The following is a 15,481-nucleotide window of genomic DNA, read 5'->3' on the forward strand; positions in this document are numbered from 1 at the left end:
CCACCAGGAACAACTCCGGGTTAGGAATAGTGTTCTGGAAGGCGCAAGGGAGCTTCGTAAGGGCCATCCTCGGCTGGGTTGTAGGAAGCTCTATGCGGAGCTCAAGCCTACCGGGATGGGTCGGGACAAGACCGAGGCCTTATTGCTGAGTCATGGCTTTAGGTTAAAGCGCAAGCGCAACCGTTACCGTACCACTTATGGGGGGAAGCATTGGTATCCTAATCGGATCACTGATTTACAACTAACCGGGATCAACCAGCTTTGGGTGAGTGATATTACCTATATCGCTGTATCGGCTAAGAAGCCTTATTACCTGACCTTGATCCTGGATGTGTACAGTAGGAAAATCAAAGGCTGGAGTTTGTCAGCCACCCTGACCGCAGAGGATACTATAGTTGTAGCTTATAGGGAAGCCCTGGCCACGACTGCTAAAACCGAACGGAAACAACTCATATTTCATTCGGATAAAGGCAGCCAATACGTTTATAAGCGATTAGCTGAGTTACATACAGAAAATCAGGTACAGCCTAGCATGGGCGGTAAAGCCTGGGAGAATGCTCATGCAGAATCTTTAAACGGCATATTAAAAAATGAATATATCGATTTTGACCACTCCCATATCAGTTTAAAACAAGGGAGAATATTGATAAAAAAAATCGTAGAAAAGTACAATTATCAACGTCCACATGGTTCACTAAAAAATATGAAACCTGTAGAATTTGAAACCTTTGTTCAGGGGTTAACCCCTGAACAAAAACCGAGATTTAAGATTAATTATTAACCAGAAAAAAGGCAACCATATTCAGGCATGCCCAAGTAACAAACTTCGTACTTCCAACTTCGTACTTCTAACTTTAGTTCGTATTTTCGCGGCAGAATCTGGTTCGGCATTGCCGATGAAAAGGGAACCGGGTGTGAAACCCGGGCTGTACCCGCAACTGTAAGCTTAGTCCCGTCCCGATAATTATCGGGAGCTAACGGGATGCCTGTTACGATCACTTCACTGCCACTGTTCCGCCCTGGTAATTATCGGGAACTATCGGAACGGGAAGGCCCGTAACCGGACGCAAGCCAGGAGACCTGCCTGATTTTAAAACGGATGTCAAACTTTCGGGATAAAGGTTTGCGTATGCACAGCCATACTTTTTCCCATGTATTACACAAGACAATGAAGAAAAGAACAATTTCTTTCGGTGCACTGGCACTGTTATGTACTGCGGGTTTTGCCCAGGAAGTACAGGAACTCGATGAAGTAGTAGTTACGGATTCCCGCTTTGAACTGAAACGGGAGAATTCCGGGAAAACGGTCATCAAGATCACTTCCGAAGAACTCGAAAAGAACCAGGGGAGAAGCCTGGCCGAAGTGATCAATACCAAAAGTGGTATAGAAATAGGGGGGAGCCGGAGCAATGCGGGGCAAAATCTCGGTTATTATATACGGGGAGGGGCTAACCGCCAGGTCCTCGTTATTATAGATGGTGTACAGATGACCGACCCGTCTTCCATCAGTAATGATTTCGACCTGCGCCTGGTAGATATCAGCCAGATAGAGTCCATTGAGATCGTCAAAGGAGCTGCGAGTACCTTGTACGGTAATGCTGCGGCTACGGCGGTAATAAACATTACCACCAAAAAGGCGGCAGACAAACCTTTGGTGGCCACTTTCCGTTCCAGTATCGGCACCAACCAGTCTCAGGACGACCAGAACTATGACCTGGCCGATTTTTCCAATAGTGTGGCTATAAGCGGAACCTCCGGTAAAGTAACCTACCAGGCAGGCTTTGCACAGCAATACACGGACGGGCTTTCTGCCGCCGTATCCGGTACGGAAAGAGACCCGTTTTCCCGCTTCAATACCAATGTAAAAGTAGGTTACCGGGCTACAGAGCGGTTTTCTGTAGACGTATTTGGGAATTACGATAAGTATAAGGCGGATATAGACGGATATGCGGCAGATTTTAGTTTTACCGATACGCCGGACCAGAGTATAAGCAAGCAGTACCGTACCGGTATAGCCCCCAGGTTTACCTACGGGAACGGGAGCGTACAGGCCAGTGTTGCATATAACAAAATAGAACGGGAAATCATATCCGACTTTCCTTCGGTATACGATGCCAACAGTTTGGTGGTGGATTTGTATAACAAATACAATTTTAACGACCGTTTTTATACCATAGTAGGGGTGAATTATATCCGTAACGAGGCGGAATTCGATCGTGACCGGGACTTTACTATTACCGATCCGTATGCCAATGTGGTGTGGGTGTCCGGTTTCGGACTCAACATGAATGCGGGGGCACGGCTGAATAATCACAGTGAGTACGGTACGCATTTTACCTACAACCTGAACCCGTCTTTTACTTTTAGTTTACAGGAAAACAGTTATATAAAGGCCCTGGGATCTTTCAGTACATCGTATATAGCTCCGAGTTTGTCTCAACTTTACGGCAACTTCGGCGCTAACCCCGATCTTGAGCCTGAAGAGGACCGGACACTGGAAGGAGGACTGGAATACGGTTCCGGTACATGGCGGTTAAGTGCTCTCTACTTTAACAGGAAGGAAGAGAACAGTATAGGTTACCTGTTGATAGACCCGGACAATTTCGTATACCAATATCGGAATGTAGCCGGCGATTTTATCGTAAACGGTGTGGAAACCGAACTTTCCGTAAAACCTGCGGATTTTCTTCAACTGGATGCCAATTATACGTTTACGGAAAACAGGGACAGGGTAACTCTCCGTATTCCCAAACATAAGGTAAATGCCATAGCCGGGTTTACCCTGTGCGCCACCACTTTTGCATCTGTCAGTTACCAGTATGTAGATGACCGCCTGGATTCCGGGGAAACCCTGATGGACAGCTTTTCCACTTTTGATGCCTATATAAGTCACAGTATACTGAAAAACAAAATGAAAGTTTTTGCCAATGTGAGCAATATCTTCAATGAGGATTATGTAGAACTGGCCGGGTATACGACCAGGGGAAGGAATGTGAGAGTAGGGTTTAGTCTGGAGTTTTAGAAAGGGAACATCAGTGTATAAGATCCGAAATTCCTGTTGGTAATATAGTTTTTTTGTTTTGGACTTTACATAATATAGTTTTAGGACAAGATAATTTTAACTGAAAAGCTAAAAAGAATTAAAAAATATTACCTTTAAGTATTATGAATGTTTAACCTATAAACTTTAATAATATGAAAAAAAGAAGTATTAAGCATTTCCAGTTAAATAAGAGAACTATTTCGGTATTTGCCAGCACTGAAATAAAGGGAAAAGGGGTATCTGGTTATTGTACATCTAGCGTGAATCCTCATGAATGTTATTTGGATTGTGCGCAAGAAACAAAACCTCAGTTGTGTCCTTGATTTATAGAAGGTATTGATGAATAATACGAACAACCTTTGAAAATGTCGCCAAATGGAATATTTTCAAAGGTTGTTGTTTTTAGAAAATAAGACTTTTATTCTTCCAGATCTTTCTTAGGTATTATATACATATTGTCTTTCATAGGTGTAAACCTTTTACTGTCTGTCATTATATCAATAGGCATCCCTGGTTGCTCTGTTTTTGCCTGTCTTGAAGATATTCCCGTAATATCCTGTATGGATCTGGCAAGAAGAGGTTCCTCGATGTTGCCAAGTACTCCCATATTTTCCAGATCTTCTTCAAGTGTGATATCTGGAATAAGTCCCTCCGTATAATCCGAAAAACCGTCCGCATTTTCACTTCTGCCTATAAGTGGCTGCATTCCCCAGGAATTATTCGGGTTAATCCGGTTTTTGCGGGATTCATTGTACAAATAGTTATACCCGGGATCATCTACAAGGGTTACGGAAAATTCATTTTTTCCGGTGGTTTCTGTGCCGATATGCATCACGTTTATATAGGGGGTTAATCCATTGATTACCAATTCGCTGGCCGAAGCACTACTGCTTAAAGCCAATATGTATACCCTGTTTAACTCCAGACTGTTTATTGGTGTCCCATTAGAAAGTTCATCCGGAAAGTAATCTTCTAAATCACTATCTGAAAATTGAGATTGTAGTTTGTCATTGTAACGTTGCTTGATAAATAACTCACCGGTAAACTGACCCGTAATCATGCTGGAGAGTTGAAGGGCAGAATTAACGGAACCTCCGGGATTGTATCGTAAATCCAGGACCAGGTCCGTTACGCCCTGGTTTTTAAAATCACCAAAAACATCATTCAGGGTATTATCGAAAGATGCTGTAAAACCGTTATACATCAGATACCCGATTTTATGACTTCCAACGGTAAATACATCATATATATAAACAGGATCTTCGGTATATTCATGTTTGGTTAGCGTTACTTCTTCTCCGCTGGGAGAAATGGTATTGTTTTCCACATCACCCATATTTAGGGTGTAAGTATCATTTTGTCCGAAAAGTAACTCACTATAATTATTTACGGTAAGTGTTGTTCCGTTAACAGCTATAAATATATCTCCACGATGTATATCTTTGGTAGAGGCATCGGAGTTGGGTAATATGTATCGCACATAGCCGAATACATCATTACTGTTGGAAAACCTGCTCAGTCCGAATTCTACTCCATTGGTCTTGTATATCCCTTGTTGGGAATTGATAAGTTCGTTGTAATCTTCCACGATCCAAGAGAAACGATCCCTGTCTGATTCGTTCCCGTAATATTTTAAGTCTTCAAACAACTTTTCCGGATCGGAATAACTACCCAAAAAATCCTCGTATTGTTGATTAGATGAAAACCGTGTATCGCTCAAATCATTAACATCTCCCTGCCAGAAGTACCATAAATTAAGTCCTTTCCAGATGAAGTCCTGAACTTCCAGGTTGTCTGATGGCTTAGGCACAAAAGCATCGTCATCCTTATCGGAACAACTCCATAAAACCAGGCCGGATACAAAGAGGTAAAAAAGCTTTTTCATACATTTATGTTTTTTGGTCGTAAGACAAAGGCAGGGGGAGTGTTTCGTCTTTCGTACAGTTAGGATTTGGTTATTGAATTACTATTATTTTTGAGTTAAACCAACACATAGATAACGGTTATCTGTATATAAGCAAGAAGGGGACACCTGGTTATAAAACGCTAAATTTACTTTAATTATTGGCTTTTGAAAATTTTTTGTAACATTTTTTCAACTCGTTCGTCTCCCTTTTGAAAGACCGCTATAAGGTACCTTTGAAAAGATGCGGAACAGAGAAGACCAAAATAACCAATAGAGATTGTTTTCCGGGAAGGGAAAACGGACTAACCGACAAAAAATGAAACAGGCAGAGTTTTTACATACCGTGATGCCTTTTAAGGACAAGTTGTTCCGGCTGGCCAAACGGTTGCTCGTATCTACCGAAGAAGCCGAAGATGCCATACAGGAGGTCTTGCTGAAATTGTGGACTAATAAAAGTAAGATAGATACCTACAGGAGTGTAGAGGCTTTTGCGGTTACAGCGACCAAAAATTACTGCCTGGACAGGTTGCGCTCCAAGCAGGCAGGAAACCTGAAACTGGTGCACAGTAATTATACGGACGAGAGTATATCCCTGCAACGGGAAATAGAGGCCAGGGACAGCGTGTCCCTCATGCAGGAGATCATGGGAAATTTGCCCGAACAGCAAAAAATCATATTACAGTTGCGGGACGTGGAACAATACGAATTTGAAGAAATAAGTGAAATGCTGGACATGAATCCCACTGCGGTGCGGGTAGCCCTGTCAAGGGCGCGGAAAACAGTCCGGGAAGAACTGGTAAAAAAACACAATTATGGAGTTGGCTAGGATAGAAAAATTAGTGGAAAAGTACTTTGAAAGTACCACCACGACAGCAGAAGAAAAGGAACTTCGGACTTATTTTTTACAAGACGAAGTGGCTCCGCACCTCAGGGCTTATCAGCCTATGTTCCGGTATTTTTCCGAAGCCAGAGAAGAAAAATCTGAAAAGGAGTTCCGGATAAAGCCCGGTAAAAAATGGAATTACGCCTGGATGTCTGTAGCGGCTACGGTGGTGATTGCCGTAGGAATATGGTTCTCCAACCGGCCTTCCACAGAAGAAAAAGAGGCTTTGCTCGCCTACCAGGAAACCGTACAGGCACTTTATATGATAGGAGAAAACCTGAACAAAGGGACGGATAAAATAGAATACCTGAACGAGTTCGAAGAAACAAAAAATAAAATATTACCTGTGGAGAAGAGGTAAAACAGCCCTGAAAATAAAAAAGAAAAAACAAAACCATAACGATTTACAGTAAAACAGAAAAAAAGATGAAAAAGTTGAGAGAATTCCATGGACTTTCCCGTTCGGAAAGCCAGGAAAAGCACAGTAAAAACTCCGGATTAACCAAAATGACAGTCACGAAATGGATAGCGTGTATGTTGCTTGCAGTATTGCCTGCCCTGGGTTTTTCGCAGTCCGTATTTGACAGGTTCGAAGCTATGGACGACGTGTCGGCAGTAATAGTAAACCAGAACATGTTTAAATTATTTTCGAGAATAGAAGCAGACGATCCGGAAGCAAAAGAGTTTATGAGTATGGTGAAATCATTGAAAAACCTGAAAGTGTTCTCTACCGAAAACAAGACAATAGCGGAGGAGATGCAGTCTACCATGAATAATTATGTAAAGAGTTCCTCCCTGGAAGAACTCATGCGAGTAAAGGACAAGGGCTCTAACGTAAAATTCTATATCCGTCCCGGCCGCGATGAAGATCATGTAAGCGAATTGCTGATGTTTGTTTCCGGAATGAAAGATGTGGAAATAGGAGGCTCTAAAATTGAAACGGTATTACTTTCCCTAACCGGGGATATAGACCTGAACAAAATAAGTATGCTTACCAAAAAAATGAACCTCCCTTCCGAGTTGGACGAGGCCGGTAAGAAAAACCGATAATAACGATAGGCTTATGCCGGTCGGGATAGAGATATCTGTTTAAGCAGAAGCCCTCCGTTCCGCCCGGCTTATTACGGATAAGATGTTTTAATTTAAAAAATATACAAATGAAAGAACGGAATAATATAGGTACAGGTGCATTGCTCATTATTGTTTTGATAGTAATGAGTGCGTGCAGTAACGAACGGAGCCTTCAGCAATATTACGTGGACAGCGCCGAAAAAGAAGGCTTTATTACCCTGGATATCCCTTCCAGTATGCTCAATATCTCTAATGCCGATCTTACGGAAGAGCAGAAGGAAGCTTATAAATCCGTGAAAAAACTGAATGTCCTTGCCCTTCCGGTAACGGCAGAGAACAAGGAAACTTTTGAGGCTGAAAAAGCAAAAGTAAATGCTATACTTTCCGATAATGGTTTCCGGGAACTGTTCCGGATGTCAGATAAAAACAAGCGTGCAGTGTTGAAATACCTGGGAGATGACGAATCTATTGATGAAGTAGTGTTTTTCGGGACGGATTCCGATCGCGGCTTTGCATTGGTACGTATTCTGGGTAAAGGAATGAATCCGGAAAAAATGATGGAGTTTGTTAAGCTCATCGAGAAATCAGATATCGATGAAGGACAGCTCGGAGACCTGAAAAAGCTTTTCGGAGAATAGTTTAAGTTTACTCTAAAAAAGATGTCTGAAAAGTAACTTATTTCTGTTATTTTTCAGACATCTTTTTTAATTTTTTCTTTTTCAGATCCCTGTGTAATTGGCAGGGGTTATTTGTTTCAGTTCGTTTTTAATGTCGTCCGAAACTTCGAGGGTGTCTATAAATCTGGCTATCGATTGTTGGTTTATCTTCTCATTGGTACGGGTAAGGCCTTTCAGGGCTTCGTACGGGTTAGGATAACCTTCGCGGCGGAGGATGGTCTGAATGGCTTCTGCTACAACAGCCCAGTTGTTTTCCAGGTCTTCGGCAAACTTGTCCTTGTTCAGCAGCAGTTTGTTCAGTCCTTTCAGGGTAGACAAAAAGCCGATCAACGTATGCCCGAAAGGAACGCCTATGTTACGCAGTACAGTACTGTCGGTAAGGTCGCGTTGTAGCCTGGATACCGGTAACTTGGCCGACAAATGTTCGAATACGGCATTGGCGATCCCCAGGTTTCCTTCTGAATTTTCGAAATCGATAGGGTTTACTTTATGCGGCATGGCCGAGGAACCCACTTCACCTGCTTTGATCTTCTGTTTGAAGTAGTCCATGGAAATATAGGTCCAGAAATCCCTGTCCAGGTCTATTAAAATAGTGTTGATGCGTTTCAGGGCATCGAACAGGGCGGCCATATGGTCGTAATGTTCTATTTGTGTGGTGGGGAAAGAATGGTTCAGTCCCAGCATTTTTTCTACGAAATGAGTACCGAAGGCTTTCCAGTCCGTATCCGGGTATGCAACGTGATGTGCGTTGTAATTTCCCGTGGCGCCACCGAATTTTGCCGCATACGGAATGGTTTTCAACACTGCCAGTTGCTCTTCGATCCGGGTAATGAATACCTGTATTTCCTTACCGAGCCGGGTAGGGGAAGCAGGTTGGCCGTGCGTACGGGCCAGCATAGGTATATCTGCCCATTCGGCTGCGAGTTCCTTTAGTTTTACAAGTACTTCGTCCAGGCAAGGAAAATATGTTTCTTCCACTGCTTCTTTCAGCGATAAGGGTATAGAAGTATTATTGATGTCCTGGGATGTAAGTCCGAAATGGATAAATTCCTTCGAAGCGGACAACCCCAGGTCATCGAACTTTTGTTTAATAAAATATTCCACCGCTTTCACATCGTGATTGGTGGTTTTTTCGATCTCTTTTATAGCTTCGGCATCCTGTGCTGAAAAGTTGATATATATGCTTCTCAGGTCTCCGAAAAGGGACTGGTCAAAATCCTTTAATTGTGGCAGAGGGAGGTTGCACAAGGCAATAAAGTACTCGATCTCTACCCGTACCCGGTATTTGATAAGGGCTTCTTCAGAGAAAAAAGGAGCCAGGTTTTCGGTTTTGTTCCGGTATCTCCCGTCAATAGGGGAAATGGCATTCAGTTCAGTAAGCTGCATTGTCGATAGTCTGTAAAAGAGATGATTTATTCGGTTTTGTAAAACGGTATTTTTATAGGAATATGATGATTCCGAGTCTCAGGTTGGTCAGGTCCAGGCCAAAACCGTAGTTATCAGAATCTTTACCTTCGTTGTCATACCCGAACCGGCCTATAATGGCGTCAAAAGCAATACTTTCGTTAAGCCGGTAAGTAAGCCCGGGCCTTAGGTTAATACCCCAGGCAAAATTATCCGCACTACTGTCTTTGGCCCATCCCAGTCTTACATCTCCCTGGGCGAAAGGCATTAGTTTGGAAGCGGGGAACCAGTATTTCCTGGCATAAGGAAGTATACCGTAAAATTCTTTTTTGGAACTTATCCCGTCAATGTTCACTTTGCTTTGTTCGTATCCGGCACTCAGACCTACTACAAGATCATTGTCCAGGAAAATACCTACGGAAGGCAATATGGAAAAATCGGTAGTTTCGGTACCCGAGTTATTGTCTTTGGAGAAACCGAAGGAACCCCCTACCATCCATTTACCTTTGAGCAGTTCTGTGCCTTCACCTTCATCATTCTGTGCATGAAGATTTGAAACGGCAATTAAACCAATGGCAATTAACAATACGATCTTTTTCATTTTATCAGCGTTTAAGTGTTAATCTGGCAAAAATAAGACATATCCCGAAGTTAGGTAATAACTTATGTATTAAATAGTCTCAAAAGCCGGTGTTTTTTTAAATTATTGCCCGATTATGATGAGGTGGAAAAGTTTTTCGTGTCCTCCCGGAGATATTTTTTCTCCGCGTAAAAAGTTCCGAATGGCAGCAGTGCGGCGATAAAAAGCAGTGCGAACCGTTTCAGTCCCCATTTCTTTTGATAACATACCAGCACGGCAAGAATCACATATAGAATAAAGAGAAACCCGTGAATATACCCGATCATCATGTTGGTGGCGGTATGATCAAAAATATATTTTAGCGGCATGCCAACCAGGAAGAGCATTAAATATGAAATACCTTCCAGAATGGCGGTTATTCTGAAGCTTTTTAACATGATATACGATTTAAAAAAAGCTTCCGCAGAGGATACCGCAGAAGCTTTATATGGTGTTGTCGGATAGTGTTCTACAGGTGGATCACTTCACCGTAAGCATCTGCAACTGCTTCCATCACCGCTTCACTCATCGTGGGGTGCGGGTGTACGGCTTTGAGTACTTCGTGGCCTGTAGTTTCCAGCTTTCGGGCTACTACAGCTTCTGCGATCATATCGGTAACCCCGGTACCGATCATATGGCAACCGAGCCATTCGCCGTACTTGGCATCGAAGATCACTTTTACAAAGCCATCGGCATTGCCACTGGCTTTTGCTTTTCCGGAAGCGGAGAAAGGAAATTTACCGACTTTGATGTCATATCCTTTTTCTTTGGCTTGTTTTTCCGTGAGTCCTACTGAGGCTACTTCAGGTATACAATATGTACATCCCGGTATGTTGCCATAATCCAGGGGCTCTACATGCATGCCTGCTATTTTCTCTACGCAGAGTATCCCTTCGGCAGAAGCGACGTGCGCCAGGGCCTGTCCGGGAGTTACATCGCCTATGGCATAGTACCCGGGTATGTTGGTCTGGTAGTAATCGTTAACCAGTATTTTATCCCTGTCGGTAGAGATACCTACGTCTTCCAGGCCAATGTTTTCGATATTGGTTTTGATACCTACGGCAGAGAGCACGATGTCTGCTTCCAGCACTTCCTCACCCTTTTTGGTTTTTACGGTGGCTTTTACCCCTTTTCCGGAGGTATCTACTTTAGTCACTTCGGCAGAAGTCATTATTTTTACGCCTGCTTTTTTGAAGCTTCTTTCGAGTTGTTTGGAAACATCCTCGTCTTCTACGGGAACGATATTCGGCAGATATTCCACTACGGTAACTTCTGTTCCCATAGCATTATAGAAGTATGCAAATTCTATTCCTATAGCCCCGGAACCTACAACGATCAGTTTTTTAGGTTGTTCCGACAGGTTCATGGCTTCGCGATAACCGATCACTTTTTTCCCGTCCTGCGGCAGGCTGGGTAACTCCCTGGATCGTGCCCCGGTAGCTATGATAATATGATCTGCCTGGTATTCGGTTTTCTTGTCGTCACTCCCGGTTACTTCTACCTTTTTACCGGGTTTTACTTTTCCGTAACCGTTGATAACATCTATTTTATTCTTTTTCATCAGGAACTGCACTCCTTTGCTCATACCATCGGCAACACCCCTGCTTCTTTTTACTACGGCACCGAAATCCTTGTCATATTCCTTTACACTAAGTCCGTAGTCTCCGGCATGTTTCAGGTATTCGAATACCTGTGCGCTCTTGAGCAGTGCCTTGGTAGGGATACAACCCCAGTTCAGACAAACGCCTCCCAGGTTCTCTTTTTCTACAATAGCAGTTTTTAAGCCCAATTGTGAGGCTCTGATGGCAGTAACATATCCTCCGGGGCCACTGCCCACAACTATGACATCGTATTTACTCATTTTTATCGTTTTTTATGACCAAAAAATTCGGTTACGAAGGTACGCAATTAGTTTTAAAATTCGGGAATGGGGTTTCCATATTATGACAGCTGTGACATTTCGAATTAAAACAGTGATAAATGAGGCAAGGTAGAGGGTGGAAGGCCTTTGTACCTGCCGGATATCAGGACTTCCCCGGCACTATTTTTACGATGCCTTTACCTTCTATCGAGGCGTAGATGTACCCGTCGGGTCCCTGTCTTACATCGCGTACACGGCCCATATCGGTAAGCAGTTTTTCGCGGTAAGTCACCTCATTGCCGTCCATCACGAGCCTTTCCAAGTATTGGAATGACAGAGAGCCGGCGAGAAGGTTTCCTTTCCACTCCGGATATATGTCGGAAGTAATAAAAGCCATGCCGCTCGGGGCTATGGAAGGCACCCAGTAGTATATAGGCTGTTCCATGCCTTCTTTTTCGGTTTCATCAGAGATAATAGTGCCGTCATAATCGATACCATAGGTGATTTCCGGCCAGCCGTAATTGGCTCCTTTTTTAACGATGTTGATCTCATCACCACCTCTCGGTCCGTGTTCGTGTACCCATATTTCCCCCGTTTCCGGGTGAACGACCATTCCTTGCGGATTACGGTGGCCGTAACTGTAGATGGCGTGTTTGGCTTCGGCATTCCCGGTAAATGGATTGTCCTGCGGAATGCTGCCGTCTTCCCGGATACGGTATACTTTTCCGCCGTCGCGGGTAATGTCCTGCGGATTAATATCGTGGTCGCCACGTTCCCCTATGGAAAAATAAAGGTAGCCGTCCCGGTCAAAAACCATACGTGACCCGAAGTGGTGCGATTTCCGGGTATTGGGTGTGCCTTTATAAAGGAGTTGTTTGTCAACCAGGGCATCCCCCTGAAGTTTAGTCCGTATGATAGCTGTATGGGCACCGTTTTCTTCACCTTCGGGGGTAGAATAGGAGAGGTATATCCAGCCGTTGTTTTCATAATCGGGATGAAGCAGTATGTCCAGTAGCCCGCCCTGTCCGCGTGCATACACTTCGGGTACATTGCTAATCGCAGTTTTTTCACCGTCTTTGAAGCGGATAAGTTCTCCCGATCGTTCGGTGATAAGCATACTACCATCCGGCAGAAAAGCCATGCCCCATGGAACACTGAGGTCGTCTACTACGGTTTCCACGGTATAATCTACGGTTTCGGGCTCGTGTATGGAGGTATCTTTTTGTTGTGCACAGGCAACAAAGGAGAGAAGGAATAATAAGGGTATTACATTTGGGTTTTTCATCTGGTTATTTATATTGATACGGATTAAAAAATAGATTGTACATTGCTTTATCTGAACAATTTACAAAGTTTTGAGTGTAAAAAACACAATCGCGATTTTTTTAACAAAAAAATCCTATATTTGCAGCCTTCGTACACTTTTTAGTGCTTCGGGGTGTAGCGTAGCCCGGTTATCGCGCCTGCTTTGGGAGCAGGAGGCCGCAGGTTCGAATCCTGCCACCCCGACGAACCTAGAAATAGGTTACAATAAAGCACTGTTAATCTTATGATTTTCAGTGCTTTTCATTTTTTGTGGCATCACTTGATTTCATTTAAAACCATATAAAAGGTGTGCAATTCGGTGTGCAATGTTTTATTAAAATTGTACTATCTTTAAAGAGCTTTCGGGTATGATTTGACTTTCGATTTAACAATGTATTGTTTAATTCAAAGTCATTGAAAATGAAGACAAAAAGCACTTTTACGGTAATTTTCTTTACCAGAAAATCAAGGAGCAATCCCAAACAACTTTCCATCTATGTGCGTATTACGATTAATGGAAAACGTGCAGAAATCAGTTTAAGGAGAGCCATTTCCAACAAAGATTGGGACAATAACAAAAGCCGTGGCAGGGGCAGTTCCCAAAAGGTAAGAATGTTAAACGTCTATCTGGACGAGGTATATAACAGGCTACTGGAATGCCATAAAGAACTCCTGGAGGAAGATAAGTTTATATCTTCGGAAGCCATCAAATCCCGATATTTGGGAGAAGACGATAATAGTAAGACCTTACGGGAACTCATTGTATACCATCACGAAAATATGGTATTTGTTCTGAAAAGGGGAACAATGAAAAACTATTATACTACCGAGAAATACCTGTACAAATTCCTGCTAAAGAAAAGAAGATTAAAGGACATCTACCTAAAACAATTGAACTACGAATTTGTAACCGATTTTGAGCATTTCCTGCGCAATTACAGGAACTCCAAGAAACAATTGATGTTGGGCAATAATGGGGTTATGAAACATTTGGAACGGTTCAAAAAAATGGTAAACCTAGCCGTTAAACTGGAATGGATGCATAAAAACCCGTTCAACCAATTCCAATTGAAATACCAGAAATATGATAGGGCTTATTTAAGTGAAGGAGAACTGGAACTATTAGAAGGAACAGAGTTTAAAAATGAGCGGTTACAGCGGGTAAAAGATTGCTTTGTATTTTCTTGCTATACCGGATTGTCGTATGTGGATGTAAAGGAACTTACTGAGAACAATATAGTAAAGGGGATCGACGGCAAATATTGGATCTATACCAAAAGGGAAAAAACAGACGAACGTGTTAAAGTACCTCTACTACCTAAAGCATTGGAAATCATTGAAAAATATAGGGGCTTACAGGAAGCGGATTTAATAGGATATTTATTGCCTGTAAGCTCTAATCAAAAGACCAATAAATATTTGAAGGAGATAGCGGGATTATGTAATATCCATAAAAATATTACATTTCATGTTGCCCGGCATACCTTTGCCACTACAGTTTTACTTTCCAATGGTGTTCCTATAGAAACGGTATCAAAATTATTAGGACATACAAAATTGACAACGACACAAATTTATGCTAGGGTAGTGGAAAGAAAGATAAGTGAAGATTTTTATAAATTATTGAATAAGTTTCAGGTAAATAAAAATGTTAAAAGGGAATAGGGATTTAAAAATTGAGGTTTAATATTAATGTATTTAAATTTAAATAAGAGAAATGTGTAAAAACATAAATTAGAACAATATTAAATTTATATTTTTAAAATAATTACTTACCGACTCTATGAACTCGTTTAAACTTTTTTTAAAAATAAAAAAGGGTTGAAGATATTTGTGTTGCGAAACATACAATTATCTAAACCAACCCTTTATGTACTCTGTACTTGACAAAGATACGATAGAATTGGAAATAGTTCCTTACATACCTAAAACTCATCGAGGATTTGCCCCGACCGTTCCATTGGTTGAGATTGTTAACGCCATCCTCTACAAGCTCAAGACCGGTGTGCAGTGGCATCAAGTGCCTGTAAAAGCCCTTTTTGACAGTAAAGTGCTAAGTTGGCAATCGGTTTACTACCATTACCGGAAATGGTGCTTGTGCGGTTTTTGGAAAGACTGTTGGGTGAGCTTCCTCAACCGCCATAAATCAAAACTTGACCTTTCCAGTGTGGACCTGGATGGCAGTCACACCTCGGCCATCAGGGGCGGGGAACAAGTGGAATACCAAGGCCGTAAGAAGCGCAAAACCACCAATGCCCTATACCTTAGCGAAAGGCAGGGACTACCTTTAGCTATGTCTGAACCTGTTGCCGGCAATCATAACGACCTGTATAACATTGAGGTGCAGTTCGAAGTAGTCACTGGTACTCTGGAAGATGCTGACCTCCGTGTGGATGGGTTGTTCCTCAATGCTGATGCGGGCTTTGATTCCAAGGATTTCCGACAGGCTTGTGCCCAAAAGGAAATCAATGCCAATATCTGTTTCAACAGGCGTAACAGTGACAAGGACAGAGATGACTATTTTGACAAAGAACTTTATGACCAGCGATATGCCATCGAGCGAACCAATGCCTGGATGGACAGTTTCCGGTCATTACTAAACAGGTTTGACACCACCGTGGCAAGCTGGACAGGGTTTAACTATCTTGCTTTTATTGTGTTAGCTTTGAAAAAGTTCAAACCCATCAAAAAGAAAAAAGTTTAAACGAATTC

The 15,481-nt window shown here is 42.5% G+C and carries 14 protein-coding genes, 1 tRNA gene and 1 riboswitch; of the genes, 9 read left to right on the forward strand and 6 right to left on the reverse strand.

The genetic code is table 11. The features are described from left to right. On the forward strand, nucleotides 1–781 hold a 781-nt coding region (locus ACVBDU_RS12925), incomplete at its 5' end, for an IS3 family transposase (protein WP_447178419.1). 82 nt (nucleotides 782–863) lie between these two features. Further along, a riboswitch (cobalamin riboswitch) is annotated at nucleotides 864–1,102 on the forward strand. Between the two features lie 66 nt (nucleotides 1,103–1,168). Continuing rightward, the gene (locus ACVBDU_RS12930; protein WP_447180156.1) at nucleotides 1,169–3,022 is read left to right on the forward strand and encodes a TonB-dependent receptor plug domain-containing protein; all 1,854 of its coding nucleotides are present in this window, start codon (nucleotides 1,169–1,171) and stop codon (nucleotides 3,020–3,022) included. A gap of 439 nt (nucleotides 3,023–3,461) precedes the next feature. Here ACVBDU_RS12930 and ACVBDU_RS12935 read toward each other — a convergent pair whose 3' ends face one another. Beyond that, nucleotides 3,462–4,928, reverse strand: a complete 1,467-nt coding sequence (locus ACVBDU_RS12935; RefSeq protein WP_447180157.1) for a GFO_1087 family putative carboxy terminal peptidase — start codon at nucleotides 4,926–4,928, stop codon at nucleotides 3,462–3,464. A gap of 337 nt (nucleotides 4,929–5,265) precedes the next feature. Between ACVBDU_RS12935 and ACVBDU_RS12940 the strand changes: the two genes are divergently transcribed. The 4 genes from ACVBDU_RS12940 (at nucleotide 5,266) to ACVBDU_RS12955 (ending at nucleotide 7,541) form a co-directional block, all read left to right on the forward strand. Further along, nucleotides 5,266–5,775: a GFO_1088 family ECF-type sigma factor gene (locus ACVBDU_RS12940; protein WP_447180158.1), complete on the forward strand. Its 510-nt coding sequence runs from the start codon at nucleotides 5,266–5,268 to the stop codon at nucleotides 5,773–5,775. Continuing rightward, the gene (locus ACVBDU_RS12945; RefSeq protein WP_447180159.1) at nucleotides 5,762–6,193 is read left to right on the forward strand and encodes a PG0215 family putative anti-sigma factor; all 432 of its coding nucleotides are present in this window, start codon (nucleotides 5,762–5,764) and stop codon (nucleotides 6,191–6,193) included. The genes ACVBDU_RS12940 and ACVBDU_RS12945 overlap by 14 nt, the downstream gene beginning before the upstream one ends. Before the next feature lie 146 nt (nucleotides 6,194–6,339). Beyond that, on the forward strand, nucleotides 6,340–6,882 hold the full coding sequence (locus tag ACVBDU_RS12950) for a GFO_1090 family protein (protein WP_447180167.1): 543 nt from the start codon (nucleotides 6,340–6,342) through the stop codon (nucleotides 6,880–6,882). A gap of 107 nt (nucleotides 6,883–6,989) precedes the next feature. Continuing rightward, nucleotides 6,990–7,541 (forward strand): GFO_1091 family lipoprotein, encoded by a 552-nt coding sequence (locus tag ACVBDU_RS12955; RefSeq protein ID WP_447180160.1) that lies wholly within the window; start codon nucleotides 6,990–6,992, stop codon nucleotides 7,539–7,541. Between the two features lie 81 nt (nucleotides 7,542–7,622). On the opposite strand, the gene purB is transcribed toward ACVBDU_RS12955, so the two are convergent. From purB to ACVBDU_RS12980, 5 genes are all read right to left on the reverse strand, one after another. Continuing rightward, the gene (gene purB / locus ACVBDU_RS12960; protein ID WP_447180161.1) at nucleotides 7,623–8,966 is read right to left on the reverse strand and encodes an adenylosuccinate lyase; all 1,344 of its coding nucleotides are present in this window, start codon (nucleotides 8,964–8,966) and stop codon (nucleotides 7,623–7,625) included. A 52-nt stretch (nucleotides 8,967–9,018) separates the two neighbouring features. Next, nucleotides 9,019–9,585: an outer membrane beta-barrel protein gene (locus ACVBDU_RS12965; protein ID WP_447180162.1), complete on the reverse strand. Its 567-nt coding sequence runs from the start codon at nucleotides 9,583–9,585 to the stop codon at nucleotides 9,019–9,021. Nucleotides 9,586–9,698: 113 nt separating this feature from the next. Continuing rightward, complete coding sequence (locus tag ACVBDU_RS12970) at nucleotides 9,699–10,001, reverse strand: DUF3817 domain-containing protein (protein WP_447180163.1); 303 nt, start codon at nucleotides 9,999–10,001, stop codon at nucleotides 9,699–9,701. 71 nt (nucleotides 10,002–10,072) lie between these two features. Further along, entirely contained in the window at nucleotides 10,073–11,464 is a 1,392-nt protein-coding gene (lpdA, locus tag ACVBDU_RS12975; protein ID WP_447180164.1) for a dihydrolipoyl dehydrogenase, read from the reverse strand. A gap of 163 nt (nucleotides 11,465–11,627) precedes the next feature. Further along, the gene (locus tag ACVBDU_RS12980) at nucleotides 11,628–12,749 is read right to left on the reverse strand and encodes a PQQ-dependent sugar dehydrogenase (RefSeq protein WP_447180165.1); all 1,122 of its coding nucleotides are present in this window, start codon (nucleotides 12,747–12,749) and stop codon (nucleotides 11,628–11,630) included. A 149-nt stretch (nucleotides 12,750–12,898) separates the two neighbouring features. Between ACVBDU_RS12980 and ACVBDU_RS12985 the strand changes: the two genes are divergently transcribed. From ACVBDU_RS12985 to ACVBDU_RS12995, 3 genes are all read left to right on the forward strand, one after another. After that, nucleotides 12,899–12,973: transfer RNA gene (locus tag ACVBDU_RS12985), tRNA-Pro, on the forward strand. 216 nt (nucleotides 12,974–13,189) lie between these two features. Continuing rightward, a complete protein-coding gene (locus ACVBDU_RS12990) occupies nucleotides 13,190–14,434 on the forward strand; it encodes a site-specific integrase (RefSeq protein WP_447180166.1) in 1,245 nt (414 codons plus the stop codon). A 205-nt stretch (nucleotides 14,435–14,639) separates the two neighbouring features. Continuing rightward, a complete protein-coding gene (locus ACVBDU_RS12995; RefSeq protein ID WP_447177729.1) occupies nucleotides 14,640–15,473 on the forward strand; it encodes an IS5 family transposase in 834 nt (277 codons plus the stop codon). Nucleotides 15,474–15,481 lie beyond the last annotated feature (8 nt).

The sequence above is a fragment of the Sinomicrobium endophyticum genome (assembly GCF_052983315.1).

What these genes read in the sequence shown, in the direction of transcription:
- ACVBDU_RS12995 (WP_447177729.1), top strand. Translation starts at nt 14,640, where the DNA reads ATGTACTCTGTACTTGACAAAGATACGATAGAATTGGAAATAGTTCCT.
- ACVBDU_RS12945 (WP_447180159.1), top strand. Translation starts at nt 5,762, where the DNA reads ATGGAGTTGGCTAGGATAGAAAAATTAGTGGAAAAGTACTTTGAAAGT.
- ACVBDU_RS12965 (WP_447180162.1), bottom strand. Translation starts at nt 9,585, where the DNA reads ATGAAAAAGATCGTATTGTTAATTGCCATTGGTTTAATTGCCGTTTCA.
- ACVBDU_RS12980 (WP_447180165.1), bottom strand. Translation starts at nt 12,749, where the DNA reads ATGAAAAACCCAAATGTAATACCCTTATTATTCCTTCTCTCCTTTGTT.
- ACVBDU_RS12940 (WP_447180158.1), top strand. Translation starts at nt 5,266, where the DNA reads ATGAAACAGGCAGAGTTTTTACATACCGTGATGCCTTTTAAGGACAAG.
- ACVBDU_RS12935 (WP_447180157.1), bottom strand. Translation starts at nt 4,928, where the DNA reads ATGAAAAAGCTTTTTTACCTCTTTGTATCCGGCCTGGTTTTATGGAGT.
- ACVBDU_RS12955 (WP_447180160.1), top strand. Translation starts at nt 6,990, where the DNA reads ATGAAAGAACGGAATAATATAGGTACAGGTGCATTGCTCATTATTGTT.
- ACVBDU_RS12950 (WP_447180167.1), top strand. Translation starts at nt 6,340, where the DNA reads ATGACAGTCACGAAATGGATAGCGTGTATGTTGCTTGCAGTATTGCCT.
- ACVBDU_RS12970 (WP_447180163.1), bottom strand. Translation starts at nt 10,001, where the DNA reads ATGTTAAAAAGCTTCAGAATAACCGCCATTCTGGAAGGTATTTCATAT.
- ACVBDU_RS12990 (WP_447180166.1), top strand. Translation starts at nt 13,190, where the DNA reads ATGAAGACAAAAAGCACTTTTACGGTAATTTTCTTTACCAGAAAATCA.
- lpdA (WP_447180164.1), bottom strand. Translation starts at nt 11,464, where the DNA reads ATGAGTAAATACGATGTCATAGTTGTGGGCAGTGGCCCCGGAGGATAT.
- purB (WP_447180161.1), bottom strand. Translation starts at nt 8,966, where the DNA reads ATGCAGCTTACTGAACTGAATGCCATTTCCCCTATTGACGGGAGATAC.
- ACVBDU_RS12930 (WP_447180156.1), top strand. Translation starts at nt 1,169, where the DNA reads ATGAAGAAAAGAACAATTTCTTTCGGTGCACTGGCACTGTTATGTACT.